General features: G+C 69.3%; 23 protein-coding genes and 2 tRNA genes. 20 read left to right on the top strand and 5 right to left on the bottom strand.

Translation table 11 applies throughout. From position 1 onward, the window contains the following. The first annotated feature begins 26 nt into the window (after positions 1-26). The 8 genes from hisD to AC1DCG_RS07990 all read left to right on the top strand — a co-directional run bounded on the left by hisD (position 27) and on the right by AC1DCG_RS07990 (position 4,591). Positions 27-1,313, top strand: coding sequence for a histidinol dehydrogenase (gene hisD / locus AC1DCG_RS08025; RefSeq protein ID WP_477028991.1), 1,287 nt, complete (start codon positions 27-29; stop codon positions 1,311-1,313). 20 nt (positions 1,314-1,333) lie between these two features. Further along, a complete protein-coding gene (locus AC1DCG_RS08020) occupies positions 1,334-1,807 on the top strand; it encodes a UPF0262 family protein (RefSeq protein ID WP_165260456.1) in 474 nt (157 codons plus the stop codon). Continuing rightward, positions 1,807-2,268, top strand: coding sequence for an arsenate reductase/protein-tyrosine-phosphatase family protein (locus AC1DCG_RS08015; protein ID WP_165260583.1), 462 nt, complete (start codon positions 1,807-1,809; stop codon positions 2,266-2,268). Before AC1DCG_RS08020 ends, AC1DCG_RS08015 begins: the two co-directional genes overlap by 1 nt. Positions 2,269-2,366: 98 nt before the next feature. Then, on the top strand, positions 2,367-2,585 hold the full coding sequence (infA, locus tag AC1DCG_RS08010; RefSeq protein WP_004617696.1) for a translation initiation factor IF-1: 219 nt from the start codon (positions 2,367-2,369) through the stop codon (positions 2,583-2,585). A gap of 13 nt (positions 2,586-2,598) precedes the next feature. Beyond that, a complete protein-coding gene (locus AC1DCG_RS08005) occupies positions 2,599-3,198 on the top strand; it encodes a Maf family nucleotide pyrophosphatase (RefSeq protein ID WP_477028990.1) in 600 nt (199 codons plus the stop codon). Beyond that, positions 3,195-4,247, top strand: a complete 1,053-nt coding sequence (locus AC1DCG_RS08000) for a ribonuclease E/G (protein WP_477037004.1) — start codon at positions 3,195-3,197, stop codon at positions 4,245-4,247. Before AC1DCG_RS08005 ends, AC1DCG_RS08000 begins: the two co-directional genes overlap by 4 nt. Then, on the top strand, positions 4,244-4,414 hold the full coding sequence (yacG, locus tag AC1DCG_RS07995) for a DNA gyrase inhibitor YacG (protein ID WP_165260450.1): 171 nt from the start codon (positions 4,244-4,246) through the stop codon (positions 4,412-4,414). Before AC1DCG_RS08000 ends, yacG begins: the two co-directional genes overlap by 4 nt. A 101-nt stretch (positions 4,415-4,515) precedes the next feature. Then, a tRNA-Phe gene (locus AC1DCG_RS07990) sits at positions 4,516-4,591 on the top strand. Positions 4,592-4,636: 45 nt separating this feature from the next. Here AC1DCG_RS07990 and AC1DCG_RS07985 read toward each other — a convergent pair. Next, positions 4,637-5,065, bottom strand: a complete 429-nt coding sequence (locus tag AC1DCG_RS07985; protein WP_477041444.1) for a hypothetical protein — start codon at positions 5,063-5,065, stop codon at positions 4,637-4,639. A 657-nt stretch (positions 5,066-5,722) separates the two neighbouring features. Here AC1DCG_RS07985 and AC1DCG_RS07980 point away from each other — a divergent pair. The 5 genes from AC1DCG_RS07980 to AC1DCG_RS07960 all read left to right on the top strand — a co-directional run bounded on the left by AC1DCG_RS07980 (position 5,723) and on the right by AC1DCG_RS07960 (position 8,606). Next, positions 5,723-6,631, top strand: coding sequence for a MotA/TolQ/ExbB proton channel family protein (locus tag AC1DCG_RS07980; protein WP_058347886.1), 909 nt, complete (start codon positions 5,723-5,725; stop codon positions 6,629-6,631). A 5-nt stretch (positions 6,632-6,636) separates the two neighbouring features. Then, on the top strand, positions 6,637-7,071 hold the full coding sequence (locus tag AC1DCG_RS07975) for a biopolymer transporter ExbD (RefSeq protein WP_058347885.1): 435 nt from the start codon (positions 6,637-6,639) through the stop codon (positions 7,069-7,071). A gap of 10 nt (positions 7,072-7,081) precedes the next feature. Next, positions 7,082-7,822: an energy transducer TonB gene (locus AC1DCG_RS07970; RefSeq protein WP_477041443.1), complete on the top strand. Its 741-nt coding sequence runs from the start codon at positions 7,082-7,084 to the stop codon at positions 7,820-7,822. Between the two features lie 190 nt (positions 7,823-8,012). After that, positions 8,013-8,089: transfer RNA gene (locus AC1DCG_RS07965), tRNA-His, on the top strand. 277 nt (positions 8,090-8,366) lie between these two features. Next, positions 8,367-8,606 (top strand): hypothetical protein, encoded by a 240-nt coding sequence (locus AC1DCG_RS07960; protein WP_165260444.1) that lies wholly within the window; start codon positions 8,367-8,369, stop codon positions 8,604-8,606. A gap of 57 nt (positions 8,607-8,663) precedes the next feature. Here the strand turns inward: AC1DCG_RS07960 and AC1DCG_RS07955 are convergent, their stop codons facing one another. The 3 genes from AC1DCG_RS07955 to AC1DCG_RS07945 are packed head-to-tail and all read right to left on the bottom strand — an operon-like array spanning position 8,664 to position 12,879. Continuing rightward, positions 8,664-10,043, bottom strand: coding sequence for an efflux transporter outer membrane subunit (locus tag AC1DCG_RS07955; RefSeq protein ID WP_477037003.1), 1,380 nt, complete (start codon positions 10,041-10,043; stop codon positions 8,664-8,666). Next, positions 10,043-11,188, bottom strand: a complete 1,146-nt coding sequence (locus tag AC1DCG_RS07950) for an HlyD family secretion protein (RefSeq protein ID WP_477041442.1) — start codon at positions 11,186-11,188, stop codon at positions 10,043-10,045. Before AC1DCG_RS07950 ends, AC1DCG_RS07955 begins: the two co-directional genes overlap by 1 nt. Next, on the bottom strand, positions 11,185-12,879 hold the full coding sequence (locus AC1DCG_RS07945; protein ID WP_477028983.1) for an MFS transporter: 1,695 nt from the start codon (positions 12,877-12,879) through the stop codon (positions 11,185-11,187). The genes AC1DCG_RS07950 and AC1DCG_RS07945 overlap by 4 nt, the downstream gene beginning before the upstream one ends. Before the next feature lie 191 nt (positions 12,880-13,070). Between AC1DCG_RS07945 and AC1DCG_RS07940 the strand changes: the two genes are divergently transcribed. From AC1DCG_RS07940 to AC1DCG_RS07925, 4 genes are all read left to right on the top strand, one after another. Beyond that, positions 13,071-13,739 (top strand): TetR/AcrR family transcriptional regulator, encoded by a 669-nt coding sequence (locus AC1DCG_RS07940; RefSeq protein ID WP_116568394.1) that lies wholly within the window; start codon positions 13,071-13,073, stop codon positions 13,737-13,739. Positions 13,740-13,953: 214 nt separating this feature from the next. Further along, the gene (locus AC1DCG_RS07935; protein ID WP_165260436.1) at positions 13,954-14,832 is read left to right on the top strand and encodes a transglutaminase family protein; all 879 of its coding nucleotides are present in this window, start codon (positions 13,954-13,956) and stop codon (positions 14,830-14,832) included. 63 nt (positions 14,833-14,895) lie between these two features. Beyond that, complete coding sequence (locus AC1DCG_RS07930) at positions 14,896-15,048, top strand: hypothetical protein (RefSeq protein ID WP_205691735.1); 153 nt, start codon at positions 14,896-14,898, stop codon at positions 15,046-15,048. Positions 15,049-15,093: 45 nt separating this feature from the next. Further along, entirely contained in the window at positions 15,094-15,384 is a 291-nt protein-coding gene (locus AC1DCG_RS07925; protein ID WP_441792661.1) for a hypothetical protein, read from the top strand. 118 nt (positions 15,385-15,502) lie between these two features. Here AC1DCG_RS07925 and AC1DCG_RS07920 read toward each other — a convergent pair whose 3' ends face one another. Continuing rightward, positions 15,503-16,015, bottom strand: a complete 513-nt coding sequence (locus AC1DCG_RS07920; RefSeq protein WP_477028982.1) for an N-acetyltransferase family protein — start codon at positions 16,013-16,015, stop codon at positions 15,503-15,505. A 210-nt stretch (positions 16,016-16,225) separates the two neighbouring features. Between AC1DCG_RS07920 and zwf the strand changes: the two genes are divergently transcribed. From zwf to edd, 3 genes are read left to right on the top strand one after another with little or no spacing between them, the layout of a single operon-like run. After that, positions 16,226-17,692, top strand: coding sequence for a glucose-6-phosphate dehydrogenase (zwf, locus tag AC1DCG_RS07915; RefSeq protein WP_477028981.1), 1,467 nt, complete (start codon positions 16,226-16,228; stop codon positions 17,690-17,692). Between the two features lie 16 nt (positions 17,693-17,708). Beyond that, on the top strand, positions 17,709-18,395 hold the full coding sequence (gene pgl / locus AC1DCG_RS07910) for a 6-phosphogluconolactonase (RefSeq protein ID WP_477028980.1): 687 nt from the start codon (positions 17,709-17,711) through the stop codon (positions 18,393-18,395). Between the two features lie 6 nt (positions 18,396-18,401). Further along, positions 18,402-20,213 (top strand): phosphogluconate dehydratase, encoded by a 1,812-nt coding sequence (gene edd, locus AC1DCG_RS07905; RefSeq protein WP_477036656.1) that lies wholly within the window; start codon positions 18,402-18,404, stop codon positions 20,211-20,213. Positions 20,214-20,216 lie beyond the last annotated feature (3 nt).

Genomic DNA, 20,216 nt, shown 5'->3' with positions numbered 1-20,216 from the left:
GCCGTAAAAACGCGCATCTAGGCGCCATGCGCCGGTTCGACTTTTCCAGCCCCGACTTCGCCCAGGCCTTCAAGGCCTTCCTCGACGAGCGCCGCGGTTCGCCCGCCGACGTCGACGCCGCGACCGCGGATGTGCTGGAGGCCGTGCGACACGGCGGGTTGGACGCCGTGCTCGACTACACCCGCCGCTTCGACAAGGTGGAGCTGACGCCGCAGACCGTGCGCGTCACCGCCGACGAGATCGAGGCGGGCGCGGCCGAGTGTTCGGCCGAAGTGCGCGAGGCCATCGCCTTCGCCGCGGCCCGCATCCGCGCCTATCACAGCCGCCAGCGTCCGGCCGACCAGGCCTGGACCGACGAGGCCGGCGTCGAGCTGGGCTGGCGCTGGACGCCGCTGGAGGCCGTGGGCGTCTACGTGCCCGGCGGCCGCGCGGCCTATCCCTCGACCGTGCTGATGAACGCCGTGCCGGCCCAGGTGGCGGGCGTCGACCGCATCGCCATGGTCACCCCGCCCGGCAAGCTGCAGCCTGCGGTGCTCGCGGCGGCCAAGGAAGCCGGCGTCACCGAGATCTGGCGCATCGGCGGGGCCCAGGCCGTGGCCGCGCTCGCCTATGGCGCCGGACCCATCCAGCCGGTCGACAAGATCGTCGGCCCGGGCAACGCCTATGTCACCGCCGCCAAGCGTCGCCTGTACGGCGTGGTCGGCATCGACGCCCTGGCCGGCCCGTCGGAGATCGTCGTGGTCGCTGACCGTGACAACAACCCCGACTGGATCGCCGCCGACCTGCTGAGCCAGGCCGAGCACGACCCGGCCGCCCAGTCGATCCTGATCACCGACGACGAAGGCTTCGCCGCCGCCGTCGAGGCCGCCGTGACCGAGCGGCTCAAGACCCTGTCGACCGGCGAGGACGCCGCCGCCTCGTGGCGCGACCACGGCGCGGTGATCATCGCCCCGCTGGACGAGAGCCCCGCCCTGGTCGACGCCATCGCGCCTGAGCACGTCGAGTTCGCCATGGAGAACCCGGAAGCGCTGTCGGATCGCGTGCGCCATGCCGGCGCGATCTTCCTGGGCCGCCTGACGCCGGAAGCTATCGGCGACTACGTGGCCGGCTCCAACCACGTGCTGCCCACCAGCCGCGCGGCGCGCTTCCAGTCGGGCCTGTCGATCTACGACTTCATCAAGCGCACCTCGATCGTGAAGTGCGATGCGGCCTCGTTCGGCATCCTGGGTCCGCACACGGCGGCGCTGGCGCAGGCCGAGGGCCTGCCGGCCCACGCCTTGTCGGCATGCATCCGGTTGCCTTCGAAGGGCTGACAGGCAAATCTCGCCATCCGATGTCAGACGCGCCCAAGCACTTCCTGAAGACGATCGCCATCGACGAGGATTCGCTGGCGGCGGCCTCGCGCGACCAGGAGCAGGAGCGCCAGGTCGCGATCTTCGATCTCCTGGACGAGAACTATTTCGAGCCGGCCGAGGCGCAGGGCGGGCCCTATGACCTGAAGCTGTCGCTGATCGAGAACCGGCTGGCGCTGGATATCGCCGGCGCCGGCTACGAGAAGCGGCATCTGCTGTCGCTGTCGCCGTTCCGCGGGGTGATCCGCGACTATTTCATGATCTGCGACAGCTACTACCAGGCGATCCGCAACTCGACGCCGCAGCAGATCGAGGCCTTGGACATGGGCCGGCGCGGCCTGCACAATGAAGGCTCGGCCCTGCTGCGCGAGCGGCTGGACGGCAAGGTGAAGACCGATCTCGACACGGCCCGGCGCCTTTTCACGCTGATCTGCGCGCTGCACTGGCGGGGCTGATCGTGGTCGATCTGCCCGATGCGGTGCTGTTCACCTGCAACTACAACCGCGTGCGCTCGCCGATGGCCGAGGCGCTGTTCAAGCGCTTCTACGGCACCCGGGCCTATGTCGATTCCTGCGGCCTGAAGCCGGATCCGGCCGGGGAGGGGATCGACCCCTTCGTGGTGGCGGTGATGGACGAGATGGGCGTCGACGTGGCCGCCCACCAGCCCAAGACCTTCGACGAGCTGGAGGACGACAGCTTCGACGTCGTCGTTTCGCTGACGCCCGAGGCTCAGCACCGGGCCGTGGAGCTGTCGCGCGACCGCTCGGTCGAGATCGAGTATTGGCCGACCCACGATCCGACCCTGGTGAACGACGGCTCGCGCGACGCCATGCTGGCGGCCTATCGCGAGGTTCGCGACACGCTTTCGGCCGCGATTCGCGCGCGTTTCGGGACACCATCGACGTTTGGGGGGTGAATGCGCTATAAGCCCCGCCTCGCAGCCGCGGCTCGCGTCACGACTCGCCCGCGGGTCGCGCGGGCCGCGTTGCTATTGAACCCCTGTTGAGAGGCCTGATGGCTAAGGAAGAACTGCTCGAGTTTCCCGGCACGGTCAGCGAACTGCTGCCCAACGCCACCTTCCGCGTGAAGCTCGAGAACGATCACGAGATCATCGCCCACACCGCCGGCAAGATGCGCAAGAACCGCATCCGCGTGCTGGCCGGCGACAAGGTGCTCGTGGAAATGACGCCCTACGACCTGACCAAGGGCCGTATCACCTACCGCTTCAAGTAAGCCGGGCGCGCACATGACGGTCGCCCAGCCTTCGCTGGTCCTGGCCAGTGCGAGCCCCCGCCGCTTGGACCTGTTGGCCCAGGTCGGCGTAACGCCCGACCGGGTCGATCCCGCCGACATCGACGAGTCGCCCTTGCGCGACGAGACCCCGCGTCGCCACGCCCTGCGCCTGGCGCAGGAGAAGGCGCGCGCCGTCGCCGCCCGCTCGCCGGGCGATTTCGTGCTGGCCGCCGACACCGTGGTGGCCGTCGGCCGCCGCATCCTGCCCAAGGCCGAGAGCGAGGCCGACGTCCGCTACTGCCTGACGCTGCTGACCGGACGCGCCCACAAGGTGCTGACCGGCGTCGCGCTGATCGGGCCGGACGGAACGATCAGCTCGCGTGTCGTCGAGACCCGGGTGGTGTTCAAGCGCCTCTCGGCTTCTGAATTCGAATCCTACGTCGCGGGCGGGCAGTGGCGCGGCAAGGCCGGCGGCTACGGCGTGCAGGGGCAGGCGGGCGGCTTCATCGTCGACCTGCAGGGCTCCTATCCCAGCGTCGTGGGCCTGCCTCTGTACGAGACCCTGTGCATGCTCGAAGGCAAGGGCTGGACCCGCCGCGAGGCCGCCGCATGAGCGAGCGTCGCGCATACCTCCACAAGGGCGTCGGCGAGACCGTCGGCGTCGTCACCCTGGACGGTCGGCCCGAGCGGCTGATCGTGCAGTGGCCGGGCGATGATCCGCTGGACGCCGAGGGCGTGCGGGGCGTGGCTCGGGTGAAATCCATCGAGCGCGCCTTCGGGGCCGCCTTCGTGGCCCTGCCGGGCGGCGCCGACGTGCTGCTGCCGATCAAGCCCGACATGCCCAAGCTGGTGCAGGGCGGCCTGGTCGAGATCGAGATCCGCACCGTTTCGCGCGCCGACAAGGCCGCAGTCGCCCGGTTCGTCGCCGAATGCCCCGTGGGGGAGGGAGCCGAGCCGCGCGTGCTGGCCGCGGCCCCCACGGTCGAGGAGCAGCTTCGCCATTATGTGAAGGCCGGCTCGCCGACCACCGGCGAGCGCGCGCTGGAGGCCGTTGAGGCGGCCGAGGCCGACATCCTCGAGACGATCTTCGCCCTGCCGGGCGGCGGCGACGTCGCCATCGAGACGACCCGCGCCCTGACGTCGGTCGACGTCGACCTGGGCGGCCGGGAGGGCGACGCCAAGCGCGCCGCCCGCCAGGCCAACATGGCCGCCATCGCCGTTTCGGCCCGCGTGCTGCGCCTGAAGGGGCTGGGCGGCCTGGTGGTGTTCGACCTGGTGGGGCGCGGCCACGACGGCCAGGCCCTGACCGTGGCGGCCCGCAACGCCTTCGCGCCCGACAACCCTGGCGTGGCGATCGGGGCGATCAGCAAGTTCGGGGCGCTGGAGATGGCCTTGCCGCGCCGCGCGCGGCCGGTCATGGAGCGCCTGGTCGACGCCCGCGGGGCCTGGGCGGCGCCCTATGCCGCCCGCCGCCTGGCGCGGGCTCTGGAGCGGGAAGGGCGGGCCGATCCCGGCGGCCGCCTGGCGGCCCGCTGCTCCCCGGCCGTGCTGGAGGCCTTCGCCGAGCTCGACGCCGGCCTGGCCGAGCGCCTGGGCCGCCGTTTCACCGTTTCGGCCGAGCCGGGCTGGAGCAACGACCGCATCGAGGTGTCCGCGGCATGAGCAGCGCCTGTCCCATCTGCGGCAAGCCCGCCCAGGACGCCACGCGTCCGTTCTGCTCCAAGCGCTGCTCGGACGTGGACCTGCAGCGCTGGCTGTCGGACCGCTACGTCGTGCCGGGCGGTCAGGACGACGAGGAAAACCCTCCATCCACAGACTTCGACAATTAGTCGAAAAGGCCGCTGGACAAGCCCTGCAGCCTCTCTTATAGACCCCCTCCTCGCCGCAGGGCGAGGCCAGAGGCGGTCTTCACCGCTTCAAGGGCCCAAGGGCCTGGGTAGCTCAGTTGGTAGAGCAGCGGATTGAAAATCCGCGTGTCGCTGGTTCGATTCCGGCCCCAGGCACCACCTTCCAAAATCATTTCTTTGCAGCATCTGCAGCGTGGCTCGCTTTCAGCGAAGCCGTGACGTCTCGGGCTTTGTCGCCGGCGGATAAATGATCCCCTCGGCCGTTCGATAGGGCTTGTCCCACCAGTAGGTCTGCCTCGGGGCTAGGTGGATGGCGTGGAGCAGGGCTTGGGGAACCGATCCGCCCTCCTGGAAGCCTCCCTGGTCGATGCAGTCGCGGTCGAGGCTGTAGCGCAGGCGCRGCGCCTCGCCCATCGTCGTGCTGCGAAGGTCGGAGGGGAGGGAAGAGGCTGGCAGGCAGGCGGCCGATACGATCCGCTGTCCCTCGTCGTCGACATAGACGTGCCCGTAGTCGGGCATGCTGACGCTCAGGCTGGTGTCGCCGCCGATCCAGCCGCAGACCACCAGAACGATGACGGTCAGGCCAAAGGCGATGGAAGCCGCGGATTTGATCGCGCCGAGGATCGCGGGCATGCGAGGGCCCTTCCCCCGCCTTGCGGCGGTGCGCACCCTTGCCGAAAGCCTAGCTTGCCGGTTCCGGCGCTGTCGATAACGCGAATGCGCTAGCCGGGGCCGCGAGCCTAAGTCGGTGGGCCGACGGATTCTTGTCCGATGAGGACATTTGCGAGCGGGGCCAGAGATTCTGAGGCGCCTCGTTTGAGGGACATCTGACCACCTTGCGCGCACTCGGCGGAAGATCGCTGTTTTGTCGCCATGCTGCGCTGCGGCGCCAATATTCCCTTTGATAGGGAAAAACCGCTCCGAAATCCTGATTTGCCATTTGTGCAATGCAGCAAAGGGCGTTCATCGGGGGTGACTGTCGTAAATTTATGCCCAAGCGGCCCCCTTGACGGTGCGAAAAGGGGTTGCCAAAGGACCCATGCCGCAATTCTAACATTGCGGTAAGGCCTGGGCTTCGAGAGGAGCTCCGGTCACTCGCGCTTCGAAACGATCCTTCACGGCGGGCATGAGCCTTCCGCGGCGGGCGTAACGGGTCGAGCGCAGCGAAGCGGGTTCGCCCACCTTCCGAGAGATCGGATGGGAAAGCGGGCTTTTCAAGTTAGGGTGGAGACGCTCTCGCGCGACGACCCTCGGTCCAAACGTGCTAGACCAATCAGGAACTGGCGACAGATGCTCGACATTAAACGGAAGACCCCCCTCATCGCTCTCGTCGGCGCCATGGCGCTGATGGCGAGCGCCCCGGCCTTCGCTCAGGACGCCGCCGCTCCCGCGCCGGCCACCACCGAAGCCGCCGCTCCGGCCGCCACCCCGGCTGCTGAAACCCCGGCCCCGGCCGCCGACGCCGCTCCCGCCGAGGACGCCGGTGAAGCCGCCACCGAAAAGATGAAGTCGCACTCGCTGACCCCGGTCGGCATGTTCCTGGCCGCCGGCATCGTCGTTAAGGTCGTGATGATCGGCCTGATCCTGGCCTCGATCTTCTCGTGGGTGCTGCTGATCACCAAGCTCCTCGAGTTCGCCAGCCTGAACAAGCAGACCGACCAGTTCCTGGAAGCCTTCCGCGGCGCCCGTTCGATCTCGGACATCGCCCGCATCGGCTCGTCGGAAGAATTCGAAGGCAACCCGCTGGCCGACATGGCCGCCGCGGCCGCCCAAGAAGTCGAACTGTCGCGTCAAGCCGGTCTGCAAGTCGGCGGCGAACACCGCGACTCGACCCTGGCCCGCGCCACCTACGCCATCAACGCCGTGCAAGCCTCGCTCGCCAAGCGTCTGTCGGGCGGCATGGTGTTCCTGGCTTCGGTCGGTTCGGGCGGTCCGTTCATCGGTCTGTTCGGCACGGTGTACGGGATCATGACCTCGTTCATCAGCATCGCGAACACCAACACGACCAACCTCGCCGTCGTGGCCCCGGGTATCGCTGAAGCCCTGCTCGCCACCGGTATCGGCCTCTTCGCCGCTATCCCGGCCGTTATCTTCTACAACTACTTCCAAACCCGCATCTCGGCTTTCGGCACCCGCTCGGAAGGCTTCGTTGCTGAACTGATGAACGCTATCTCGCGTCAGCTCGACAAGGGGGCGTAAGACCGATGGCCGCCAAACTTTCGGGCGGCGGCGGCGACAGGTTCAACGTCGAACAGAACAGCGAGATCAACGTCACGCCCTTCGTGGACGTCATGCTGGTCCTCCTGATCATCTTCATGGTGGCGGCTCCGCTGGCCTCCGTGTCGATCGAAGTGAACCTGCCGCCGGCGGTAGCGAAAGCATCGCCTAACCCGCCGAAACCGGTCTACATCTCCATCAAGTCAAACGGTCAGCTGTACATCGGCGACGATCGCACTTCGATTGACACGATGGGTGAAGACCTGACGAAGAACATCGGCAGACGCGACCCTTCGAAGGAGCGCATCTTCATCCGTGCTGACGAAAAGACGCGCTACGGCTCGTTCATGGAGGTGATGAACACCCTCCAGGACAATGGGTTCTACAGCGTGGCTCTCGTGGGCCGTGATGAGAACAGCTGAGGGGTGATGCATGGCTGAACAACAAGCGCCCGAGCATCGCCACTACGATCCGCTGACTTCGGAAGGCCCGCGCCGGAAGAAGGGCATCGGCACCTTCGGCGTCGCGACGATCATCGTGATCGGCCTGCACGCGGCTCTCTTCGCCTACCTGGCGAAGCAGAAGTTCGAGGCAGTGCTGAAGGAGTACAGCGACGAAGCCGTGGATGTGGAGCTGCCTCCGCCTCCGCCGCCTCCGCCGCCGCCTCCTCCGCCGCCGCCGCCGCCGCCGACCAACGCTCCGCCCCCGCCTCCCGCGGTGGTGCAGCCGAGGCCGCCGATCGTGCCGCCGCCGGACGTGACGCCGCCGCCGCCGCTCCCGATCCCGCCCGTCAAGGAGCGGGTCGAGCAGACGGCGCCGCCGATCATCTCGTCGGCTCCGCCGGCGCCGGTGACGGCTCCGCCGCAGCGCGCTTCGGTCGTGACGCGTCCTGACTGGGCGCGTAAGCCGAACGCGGACGACATGGCCCGGTACTATCCGGACCGTGCGCAGCGGATGGAAGTCGGTGGTCGTGCGACGATCCGTTGCACGGTGAACGCCAAGGGTTCGCTCGAGAACTGCTCGGTCGTGTCGGAATCTCCGGCCGACTACGGTTTCGGCGACGCGGCCCTGAAGCTGTCGCGCCTCTTCCGCATGAAGCCGAAGACCCTCGACGGGGCTCCGGTGGACGGCGGCGAGATCACGGTGCCGATCACCTTCCAGGTCCCGCAATAGCGCCAGGCCTGGGACGATCCCAAGAAGACGCCTCGGAACTCCGGTTCCGGGGCGTTTTTCTTTGCGCGCAACGGTGGGCGAAGGCGCGGCGGCTTCAAGGCCCCTTCGGGGCGTGCGATTTTCTCTCTTGGGGGGCTTTTCGCCGCTTGATCCCGGGGGCGGGTCCGACTAAGAACACGCCTCTCGCGGAGCCGCCTTAGCTCAGTTGGTTAGAGCGCTAGATTGTGGATCTAGAGGTCCTCGGTTCGAGCCCGAGAGGTGGTACCACGAGACGATGAAGAGGCCCGGCGGCGACGCCGGGCCTTTTTCGTTCCAGATCGCGCGAAGGCGGGCGCGCCATTGCGTCGCGGCGGCGCGGCGTCGCATGGCGAACGCCTTGGGGCCATAGGACTTTTCCGATGCGGCCGGGTCTGCCTGGGACGCATCGTCGCGCATTTGCACGGACCATAGCCAAGTCGCGTGCAACGTGCGTACGGTGATGCTCACGACACCGCCGCTTGAGCGGGCCCGCGCTGCGGCGCGGAGCGAGATCGGGGAGGAAGCAATGGCTGACGGCGCTATGGGAATCGTTCCGACCGAAGAGCAGGTAGCGGCCGCCGCGCTGGACGTGGCCACGCTGCTGGGCTTCGCCGATCTGCTGCCGGCCTACGCCGTGGCGCAAGGCGGCGAGAAGCTGGACGTGCTGGGCCTGATCGTTCGCGTGATCGCCGCCGACGTGCTCGGCGTCGAGCCTGGCGGCGACCGGATCGCCCCCGAGACGGCGCTGTTCCTGGGTCAGGACTAGACCCAAGGGGGCGGTGGCCGACCACGCGTTGGTCCGGGCCGGCGATCCTCGATCATGTCAATCTCGCGCTTCCGTCCAGCCGCCGCCCAGCGCCTGGTAGAGCGCCACGGCGTTGAGCAGGCGAGCCTCGCGCACCTGCGACAGGGCCAGTTCGGTGGCCAGGAGGCCGCGCTGGGCGTCCAGTTCTTCCAGATAGGCCACGTAGCCGGCCTGATAGCGCTTGTGCGCATGGCCTAGCGCGTTGGCGGCCGCGTCGCGTTGCAGGCGGGCGTGGTCCTCCTGCTCGGCCAGGCGGCCCTGGCCCTCCAGGGCGCTTTCGACCTCGTTGAAGGCCGTCAGGGCCGCTTTCCGATAGGCGAAGGCGGCCTGGTCGCGTCGCGCGGCCGATGCGTCCGAGGCCCCGCGCAGACGGCCGCCGTCGAAGATCGGGGCCAGCACGCTGCCGCCCAGGCTCCAGATGGTCAGCGGATCCAGGTGTCGCACCTGCAGGCCCCCGGCCGCGGCCGACAGCCTGACCTGCGGCAGGAAGGCGGCGCGGGCGGCCGCCAGGCTGGCGTCCGCGGCGGCCAGGCTCGCCTCGGCCTGGGCGATGTCGGGGCGGCGAGCCAGCAGGGCCGAGGGCAGGGGGGCCGCCGGCTGCGGCACGGCCAGGGCGTCGAGGCCTCCCCGAGCGATGGGGCCCGCGCCGTCCTCGCCGACGAGCAGGGCGAGACCCGCCTCCTGTCGCCGGACGGCCAACTCCAGGGCCGGTACGCGCTGGGCGGCGGCTTCCAGTTCGCCATCGGCCTGGCGCAGCTCGAGGTGCGAGGTCAGGCCCTGCTGGGCGCGGCGGCGGGCGCGGGCGGCGGCTTCCTGGCGCGAGACCAGGGTGGCGCGGGCGGTGGCCAACTGGGCGTCCAGCGAGGTCAGGGAGACATAGGCGCGAGCCACGGCCGCGGCGACCGACAGGCGCGCGGCGTCACGGGCGTGGCGACTGGCCCGCAGGCTGGCGCGGGCGGCGTCGTCGCCGGCCCGCAGGCGGCCCCAGAGATCGATCTCGTAGGCGGCCTGGAACTGGCCCTGCGCGGCCAGGGGCTCGGCCGGCGTGCCGAACGCCGACAGTTCGCGCTGCTTCTGCACCCCGCCCGTGGCGTTCAGCGTGGGCAGCAGGCCGGCCCGGGCCTGGGCCGCCAGCCCCTCGGCTTCGCGCACGCGCGCTTCGGCGATTCCAAGGTCGGCGTTGCGGACCAGAGCGGTGGCGACGAGATCGGAAAGCCGGGCGTCGCCGAAGGCCTTCCACCAGTCGGCGGCGACGGTTTCCTGGCCGCCGGGGGCGTCGGCGCGCCAGCCGGCGGGCGGGACGAGGCCAGCCTCGGGCGGCGGCGCGGTCCTGGGGCCGGGCGTGGCGCACGCGGCCAGCAGCAGCGTCGTCGCCAGCAGGGGGAAGGCCGGGCGCATCAGCGGCGGTCTCCCTCGCGCGGCGCCTCGGCCAGGTCGACCTGCGCCTCGACCGACATGCCCGGCCGCAGGCGGGCGAGGTCGGGCTGGCCGGCGTCGAGCACGATGCGCACCGGCAGGCGCTGGGCGATCTTGGTGAAGTTGCCGGTGGCGTTCTGGGCCGGCAGGATGCTGAACTCCGAGCCGGTGGCCGGCGAGATCTGCTCGATGCGGCCATGGAAGGGCCGGTCGCCCAGGGCGTCGACCGTGACGCTGGCGGCCTGGCCCGGGCGCATGCGGCCGGCCTGGCGCTCCTTGAAATTGGCGATGATCCAGCGCTGCGGCGGCACCAGCGAAACCAGCTGGGTCCCGGCGGTGACGAACTGGCCCTGGCGCACGCCGATCTGGCCGAGCTGGCCGTCGGTGGGGGCCAGCACCAAAGTGTTGTCCATGTCGATCTCGGCCAAGCGCAGGGCGGCGCGGGCAGCGGCCACGGCGGCCTCCAGCCCTTGGCGCGACACGCCGACCGAGCGGACGTCCTGGCGGGCGATGTCGCGGCCGGCCTGGGYGGCCACGACCTGGGCCTCGGCGGCGCGCAGGGCCGCGCGGGCTTGGTCGCGTTCGCGTAAGGACACCGAGCCGTCGGTGGCGAGGTCGGCGACGCGGGCCATGTCGGCACGGGCCCGCTCCAGCTGGGCCTGGGCCGAGCCGATGTCGGCGTGGCGAGCGGCCAGGGCGGCCTCGCGCGAGGCCTGGGCCTGGGTCGAATTGGCGAGGTCGGCTTCACGCGCGGCCAGGGTGGCGCGGGCCTGGTCCAGGCGCTGGCCGTAGATGCGGCGGTCGATCTCGACCAGGGGCTGGCCGGCGCGCACGGTCTGGAAGTCCTGCACCAGCACCTTGGTGACATAGCCGCTGAGCTGGGGCGCGATCACCGTCACCTGGCCGCGCACATAGGCGTTGTCGGTGCGCTGCACCGAGCCGGCGAAGGGCGGCAGCTTCCACAGGAACAGGATCAGCAGCACCACGGCCAGGGTGATCACCGCCGTCARCACGATGGCGCGCACGCCCGGCGGCCGGGGCCTGGCCGGAGGCGGAGCGGCCGCGGCGGCGCGGTCCTCCGGTTGCGGGGGCGGGCTGGCGGGCGGCGGGGCGGCGGCGTCGGTCATGCGGGTTCCGAGGCGGGCTTGGGTGGTGTCGGGGAAGAGGGCGGCGCGGGCGCCTGGGCGCCCTGGCGCTTCATGCGCACGGCCAGCAGCACGAACAGCAGGGCGGCGTAGAAGAACTGGGCGACGGCGATGGCGCCGATCACCCGGAAGACGTCGTTGAAGGCCAGGATGTTGGCCTGCTGGACCAGCTGCTGGGTCAGCAGGGCCACGCCGTCGGCGGCGCGGAAGGCCGGATCGCCCTGAGTGGCGGCGTAGGCGCCGCCATAGGCCTGCAAGGTCGCTGCGACGGCCGGGTTCGAGCCGGTCAGGTGTTCGGCCAGATAGACGGCGTGATGCTGGGCCCGCACGGTCTGCAGCGTGCCCAGCAGCGAGGCCCCGAACAGGCCGCCCAGGTTCTGGGCCACGCCGAACATCACCGAGAAGGTGATGATCGAGCCAAGCCCCCGGGTCAGCAGCTGGCCGATGCCGAACATGAAGGCCGGCCCAAGGAACATGGCGGCGGCGAAGGCCAGCAGGGCTTGGCTGAGATAGAGATTGACCGGCGCGGTCAGCACCGTGGCGCGCGCGTCGAGGAAGGCGCCGACGGCGATCAGCAGGATCGAGCCGAGGAACTGCGGCGCCAGGGTCTTCTGGTTGAGGGTCGCAGCGCTGACCACGACGCCGGCGACGGTGGCCAGCAGGACAACGCCGTAGAGCAGGCGCTGCTGCTCGGCGGCCAGCCCCAGCACGTTCATCAGGCCGGCGGCGCCGACGCTCTGTTCGGACAGGATCAGGCGCACCAGCGCGATGTTGAGGCAGAAGCGCAGGAAGGCGGCGGTGGCCACCCAGCGGGTGTCGATCAGCGGATGGACGCGGCCGTGCTCGACCAGCGAGGCGATGGCGATCATCACCACGGCGGCGGCCAGGCACCAGCCCAGCCACGGCGCCTCGAACCACCAGACCACGCGGCCCAGGCCCAGCACCGCGACGATCAGGCCAAGGCCGCCGCCCAGCAGGGCGAAGGTCAGGGCGTCGGTCTTCTCGAAGACGTGGATGCGCACCCCGTGCGGCAGGCGAAACAGCAGCACCGCAGCCAGGCAGGCGGCGGCCAGGCACGCCTCCAGCGCGTAGAGGCCATGCCAGTAGGCCGCATCCAGCAGGCCGGTGGAGATGACCCGGGCCAGCGGCGCGCCCAGCTGCGAGACCCCGACCCCCAGCACCAGCGCGCCCATCCGGAACGAGGCCGGGAAGGCCTGCAGCATGTAGAACATGGCCAGCGCGCTGAGCGCGGCGGCGCCGACGCCGCTGATCGCCCGTAGGGCCAGGGCCATCGGATAGTTGTCGAGAAACAGGTGGGCGAAGGCCGCCACCGTGTAGAGGCTGAGAAACACCAGGGTGAACCGGCGGATGCCGAACTGCTGGCGATACTTCACCAGCAGCAGGTTCATCGAGATGTTGGTCATGACGTAGATCGTGGTCAGCCAGGCCCCCTGGGTGGGGGTGAGGCCCAGCGAGCCCTGGATGGCCGGCAGGTTGACCGAGATCAGCGCCGTGCCCAGCGAGCCGGTGACCCCGATCAGGACCGAGATCAGGGCGTGGACGATGCGGAAGGGCAGAGGGAAGTCGGGCGTCGAAGGCGAGCCGGGGATCAGCGGCCGCTCGTGCGGCAGCCAATCCGGGGTCTGGCCGATCGTCTCGCCGTGCCGGGGCATCACGCCTCTTGGTGCTGACGGCGTCACTGTGGGATGCGCCGGGCCGTCGGTCAAACACCGTCTGGTCGCAGCCTGGCGAGCGTGGCCTCGCCGCGTCTTGAACGAAATTCCTCAGACCTCGGCGCATCTTGACGCTTGCGCCAAATTCGAACGCTTGTAAGGGTTCCCTAGGGGTAAAGGGGATTGAAGTCTTGAGTTCGACCACCGAGATCGCCGCCGGCCAGGACGCCGAGGCGCAGGAAACCGAAGCCGTCACCAAGAACCTGGTGTTCACGGCGGCCGAGCGGCTGTTCGCCCTGCACGGCTTCCAGAACGTGTCGGTGCGCGACATCACCGCCGCGGCGGGCGTGAACCTAGCGTCGGTGAACTATCACTTCGGCTCCAAGGACGCCCTGCTGTTCGAGATCTTCAAGCGCCGCACGGCCGAGCTCAACCGCGAGCGGGCCCGCATGCTGCACGAGGCCAACGACCGCAACGCGGGCGCGCCCCCCGTACGCGAGATCCTGGCCGCCCTGCTGACCCCGCCGCTGCGCTGGCTGGCCCCCGATCACGAGCGCCGCATCTCGCTGCAGTTCCTGATCCGCGCCCGCAGCGAGGGTACCGACGAGATCCGCCAGGTGCTGAAGACCGACGTCTCGCACCTGCGCCGCTTCTCCGACGCCCTCCTGAAGGCCCGTCCGGACCTGTCGCCGGAAGACGTCTACTGGCGGCTGCACTTCACCCTGGGGATGCTGCACAACAACCGCTTCGCCGAGTTTGACCGCCTGAACGTGCTGTCGGAAGGCCAGACCAGCGAGGCCGACGTGGTCTCGCTGCTGGAGCGCATGCTGGCCTTCGCCGAGGCCGGGTTCGCGGCTTAGGGGTGATGCTCCCCCTCTGGGGGAGCTGTCGCGGAGCGACTGAGGGGGATTGCACGGCGCAAGCTGCGCTGCCCCCCTCCGGCCCTCTGGGCCACCTCCCCCAGAGGGGGAGGATTTGATTTGCACCAGCGCGCACGAGCTCAACTTCCGATCATCCGCACGAATCACCGGCATGTGAGGAACGATCGCGAAGGTCGGGGGTTAAGGTGGCCCCATGGCTCGGCTCGGCATCACTCACGAGACCCGTTACGCTTACGAACGCCCGGTGGCGTTCGGGCCGCATCGGCTGCTGATCCGGCCGCGCGACAGCCACGCCATCCGCATCGTCGAGGCCAGGCTGGCGACCTCGCTGCCCGGCCAGACGCGCTGGAGCTACGACGCCAGCGGCAACTGCGTCTGCACCTTCCAGCCGGAGGGTGAGGCTGACTTTCTGACCATCACCAGCAGCCTGGTCATCGATCGCTTTCCCGCGCCCCTGACCGACCAGGCGGTGGCCGATCCGCACACGGTCTCGCCGATCGTCTACGGCCGCGAGGACCGGGCGGTGCTGGATCCGTTCATACGCCCGGCCACCGAAGACGCCGACCGGGTGATGCTGCGCTGGCTGCGCGAGCAGATGGAGCGGCCGGACGAGCCGGCGGTGGATTTCCTGCTGCGCCTGAACGCCACGATCCACGATCAGTTCGAATACCAGGCGCGGTCGGCCGAGGGCACCCAGAGCCCGGCCCTGACCGTGGCGCGCGGGGCGGGCACCTGCCGCGACTTCGCCTGGCTGATGGTCGAGGCCCTGCGGCGGCTGGGCTACGCGGCGATGTTCGCCACGGGCTACATCTACAGCCCCTCGCACGGCGGAATCCGGGGCGCGGGCGCGACCCACGCCTGGTGCGAGGTGTTCCTGCCCGACCTGGGCTGGACCGAGTTCGATCCGACCAACGGTCTGGCCGAATCCGAAGACCTGATCCGGGTGGCCGCCACCCGCACCCCCGCCGAGGCCCTGCCGGTCTCGGGCACGGTGATCGGCGATCCGGGGCTTTCGGAACTCAGCGTGGCCGTCGACGTGCAGCAGCTGGACGCGCTGTGCGAGGCGGCTTGAGCCTTATCAAATGAAAAGCGCCGGCAAGGCGCGTAGAGTGATGTTCAGACGGGAGGCGCCGCCATGATGACCAAGCCGTTCCAGCACCAGAAACCCACGACGGACTTCGCTTTCTCGAAGTCGGAGCCCAAGGCCCAGCATGGCCAGAAGCCCGACAAGGATTGCGTGGACCTGAAGGACGAGAAGCGCTCGTTCGAGCCGCGTCCGGGGCATTGAGGGATTAAGCTCTGAGAAGCTCAGCTTATGGAGGTATGGTCGCTCATGACCGAGCTGACCGACCATGAGCTGAAAGCGATCAATCTGATCATCGCCAGGCTTGCGCCTCTAAAGCGAGATCAGATGTTGGCAGACTTGGCCGCCGCCGAGATCGAGGTGTTGCTGGCGGATCGCTCGATGCTGCGATTTCACCTGCCAGGCCATGTTCCATCCTCACCTGGTCAAACCCCTCTGGGCCAGGTTGGCGGTCAAGGGGATGAGCTTCTGGACGTCGTGCTTTTCGAAGACAGCGATGGGCGTCTTTTCGAAGTCGAGCGGGTCCCGCCCGGGTTTTAACTGGATCAAACTAGCGCGGCCTGGACGCCTGTCGTGCTGCCGACCCACAGCTTGGGCTGTCGCTCTCGGCTTCGCTGCGGCCGGGATGACGGGCGTGTGGAGGGCGGAGTAGACGCCCTCACCCCCGCCGCAGGATGAACTCCCGATCCTGGGTCTCGCCAACCGGGAAGATGTACTCGCCGGCCTTCGCAAAGCCCATGCGGGCATAGAGGCGCTGGGCGCCGAAGTTCTCCGACCAGACGCCGATCCACAGCGGGCGCGGGCCGTCCTTCTCCAGCCATTCCAGGGCCGTGTTCAGCAGCAGCGAGCCGCGGCCGCCGCCCTGGTGGTCCTTCAGCACGTAGATTCGCTTGAGCTCGCCGTGGTCGGCCTGCACGTCGGGGTGGGGCAGGTCGCAGGGGCCGGCCAGCGCGTAGCCGATCGCCTGGCCGTCCAGCTCGAGGATCCAGCTGGCCTTCGCCGGATCGGAAAGGTCGCGGCGCGTGCGCTCCAGGCCGTAGGCATAGGCCAGGAAGGTCGCCAGGTCCTTGGGCGGATAGAGGTGGGCGAAGGTCTCGGTGAAGGTGCGCGCCCCGAGGGCCGACAAGGTCTCGGCGTCATCGGGGACGGCGCGGCGAAGGGTCGTGCTCATGGGCAGGTGATGCCCCGAAAAAGGCGGCGCGGACAAGCCGTGTGACGCGTTCTTGAAATGCGATTGGTCTTATGGCGACCGGCCGACAAAGGGCCTAGGTAGGGGCCGCCATAGCGCGGTTTTTGGGGTCGGCCTCGGGCCGGACCGACCCCCATGCTTGCCAAGCGCGCACGGGCATGTCATGACAACGTTGTCATAGGGTGGACGAAATTGACCAAGAAAAAAGCCGATAACGGTGAGACGGGCCGCGACGTCCTGGTGCTCCTCGGAGGCGCCGGCGACCTGGCCCTGCGGATGCTTCTGCCGTCGCTGTATTTCCTGGAAGTCGACCGGCTGCTGCCGCGTGACCTGCGCATCTTCGGCGTCGCCCGCGGCGATCTGGACGGCGCCGGTTACCGCAAGCTGGTGCGCGAGCACCTGGGCAAGCGCGCCAATGTCGAAGAGGCCGCCTGGGAGCGCCTGGCCGCCCGCCTCGACTACCTCTCGGTGGACATCACCAAGGAGGAGGGGGCCAAGGCCCTGGCCGACAAGATCGGCGGCCATGACTCTCTGACGGTGTTCTTCGCGGTCTCACCCAGCCTCTATCCGTCCGCCTGCCAGGCCCTGCAGGCCGCCGGCCTGACCGGCCCCTCGACGCGTCTGGTGCTGGAAAAGCCGATCGGCCGCGACCTCGAAAGCTCCAAGGCCACCAACGCCGCCGTCGGCGCCGTGGTCGACGAGAGCCAGATCTTCCGCATCGACCACTACCTGGGCAAGGAGACGGTCCAGAACCTGACGGCCCTGCGGTTCGCCAACGTGCTGTTCGAGCCGCTGTGGGACAACAAGTCGATCGACCACGTCCAGATCACCATCGCCGAGACCGAGAAGGTCGGCGACCGCTGGCCCTATTACGACGAGTACGGCGCCCTGCGCGACATGCTGCAGAACCACCTGCTGCAGCTGCTGTGCCTGGTCGCCATGGAGGCCCCGTCGGGCTTCGACCCCGACGCCGTGCGCGACGAGAAGGTCAAGGTGCTGCGCAGCTTGCGCCCCTTCACCAAGGACAACGTGGCGCATGACACCGTCCGCGGCCAGTACGTGGCGGGCGTGGTCGAGGGCACGGCCCGCACCGGCTATCTCGACGAGGTCGGCCAGCCGTCCAAGACCGAGACCTTCGTGGCCATGAAGGTGGCCATCGACAACTGGCGCTGGGCCGGCGTTCCGTTCTTCCTGCGCACCGGCAAGAACCTGCCCGACCGTCGCACCCAGATCGTCGTGCAGTTCAAGCCCGTGCCGCACAACATCTTCGGCCAGGTGACCCAGGGCGAGATGCAGGCCAACCGCCTGGTCATCGACCTGCAGCCGGAAGAAGACATCTCGCTGTCGGTGATGACCAAGCGTCCGGGCCTGTCGGAAGAGGGCATGCGCCTGCAGTCGCTGCCGCTGTCGCTGAACATGGCCGCGCCGGGCGCCCGTCGCCGGATCGCCTACGAGAAGCTGCTGCTGGACGCGTTCCGCGGCGACCGCACCCTGTTCGTCCGTCGCGACGAGGTCGAGGCCGCGTGGCGGTTCGTCGACGGCGTGGCCAAGGCCTGGGCCGACGCCGGCATCGAGCCGGCGACCTACGCCGCGGGCACCTGGGGGCCGGCAAGCGCCGCCTCGCTGATCGCGCCGCAAGGCCGCGGTTGGAAGTCGTAAGAGAGGGATGCGCAACATGCCCAAGCTCGAAGTCTTCTCGACCCGCGAAGCCCTCTACGACGCGGCCGCCTCGACCATCGCCGGCGCCCTGACCACGGCCGTGGCCGCCCACGGCAAGGCCGGGTTCGCCGCCACCGGCGGCACCACGCCCGCGCCGGTCTATGACCGCCTGTCGTCCCTGACCGTTCCCTGGGACAAGGTCACGGTCACCCTCAGCGACGATCGCTTCGTGCCGGTCGATCACCCGGGCAGCAACGAGGCCCTGGTGCGTCGCCACCTGCTGACGGGCGATGCGGCCAAGGCCGCCTTCGCGCCGCTCTATTTCGATGGCGTCGAGCACGAAGCCTCGGCCGCCAAGGCCGAAGCGGGCGTCGCCGACGCCCTGCCGTTCGGCGTGGTGCTGCTGGGCGTCGGCGCCGACGGCCATTTCGCCTCGCTTTTCCCGGGCAATCCGGCCCTGGCCGCGGGCCTGGATCCCGACACCGACCGCCTGGTCGTCGCCGTTCCCAAGGGCGAGCCGGCCCCCGACCTGCCGCGGATCAGCCTGACCTTCCAGGCGTTGATTCAGGCGTCGCTGATCGTGTTGCTGGTCACGGGCGAGGCCAAGCGTGAGCTCCTGGAAGGCCAGGTCGATCCCGACCTGCCGATCGCCAGGATCCTGAAGCAGGACCGCGCCCCGGTCCGCATCCTCTGGGCGGAGTAAGTTCTGATGGCCCTCAATCCCGTCATCGCGCAGATCACCCAGCGGATCATCGAGCGCAGCCGTCCGACCCGCGAGGCCTATCTGGCCCAGATGGAGGCCGCCGCCCTGGCCCAGCCGGGCCGCGCCAAGCTCTCGTGCGCCAACTGGGCCCACGCCTTCGCCGCCTCGCCGGCGGCCGACAAGGTGCGGGCGCTGGATCCGAACGCGCCCAACCTCGGCATCGTCTCGGCCTATAACGACATGCTGTCGGCCCACCAGCCGCTGGAAGAGTATCCGGCGCTGATCAAGGAAGCCGCCCGCGAGGCCGGCGCCACGGCCCAGTTCGCCGGCGGCGTGCCGGCCATGTGCGACGGCGTCACCCAAGGCCGTCCGGGCATGGAGCTGTCGCTGTTCTCGCGCGACGTCATCGCCATGGCCACCGCCGTCGCCCTGACCCACGACGCCTTCGACGCGGCCATGTACCTGGGCGTCTGCGACAAGATCGTTCCGGGCCTGGTCATCGGCGCCCTGACCTTCAGCCACCTGCCGGCGGTGTTCGTGCCGGCCGGCCCGATGACCTCGGGCCTGCCGAACTCCGAGAAGGCCCGCATCCGCGCGCTCTACGCCGAGGGCAAGGTCGGCCGCGACGAACTGCTGGCCGCCGAGAGCGCCAGCTATCACGGCCCGGGCACCTGCACCTTCTACGGCACGGCCAACACCAACCAGATGCTGATGGAGCTGATGGGCCTGCACCTGCCGGGCTCGGCCTTCGTGCATCCCAACACCCCGCTACGCAGCGCGCTGGTCAAGGAATCGGCCCGCCGCGTCGCCGCCGTCACCCACAAGGGCAACGAGTGGATCCCGGTCGGCCGGGTCATCGACGAGAAGGCCGTGGTCAACGGCGTCGTGGGCCTGATGGCCACCGGCGGCTCGACCAACCTGGCTTTGCACATCGTGGCCATGGCCAAGGCGGCCGGCATCATCCTGACGCTGGAAGACCTGGACGACATCTCCAAGGCCGTGCCGCTGCTGGCCAAGGTCTATCCGAACGGCTCGGCCGACGTGAACCACTTCCAGGCCGCCGGCGGCATGGCCTTCGTGGTGCGCGAACTGCTGAAGGCCGGCATGGCCCACGAGGACGTGCTGACCATCGCCGGCCCCGGCCTGTCGAACTACCACCAGGAGCCCTACCTGGAGGACGGCGAACTGAAGTGGCGCGAAGGCCCGGAAAACTCGCTCGACGAGGCCATCCTGCGCCCGGTCGAAAACCCCTTCAGCAAGGAAGGCGGCCTCAAGCTGCTGGCCGGCAACCTGGGCCGCGGCGTGATCAAGATCTCGGCCGTGAAGCCCGAGCACCACGTGATCACCGCGCCCGCCGCCGTGTTCCAGGAGCAGGAAGACTTCATCGCCGCCTTCAAGCGCGGCGAGCTCGACCGCGACGTGGTGGTGGTGGTTCGCTTCCAGGGCCCGTCGGCCAACGGCATGCCCGAACTGCACAACCTGTCGCCGTCGATCTCGGTGCTGCTCGACCGCGGCCACAAGGTGGCCCTGGTCACCGACGGCCGCATGTCGGGCGCCTCGGGCAAGACCCCGGCCGCCATCCACGTGACGCCCGAAGCCGCCAAGGGCGGGCCGCTGGCCTATGTCCAGGATGGCGACGTGATCACCATGAACGCCGACACCGGCGAACTCTTCATCCATGTGGACGAGGCGGAACTCCTCGCCCGCACGCCTGCACCAGTCCCGGCGTCCAAGCCGGGCTTCGGGCGCGAACTGTTCAGCTGGATGCGACACGGGGTCGGCGCCGCCGACGCCGGCGCGTCCGTGCTGTTTGCTTAAAGG

This window comes from Caulobacter sp. 10L414 (assembly GCF_056395525.1).
The sequence above is the reverse complement of the archived record's forward strand: the minus strand, read 5'-3'. Positions and strand labels throughout refer to the sequence as shown.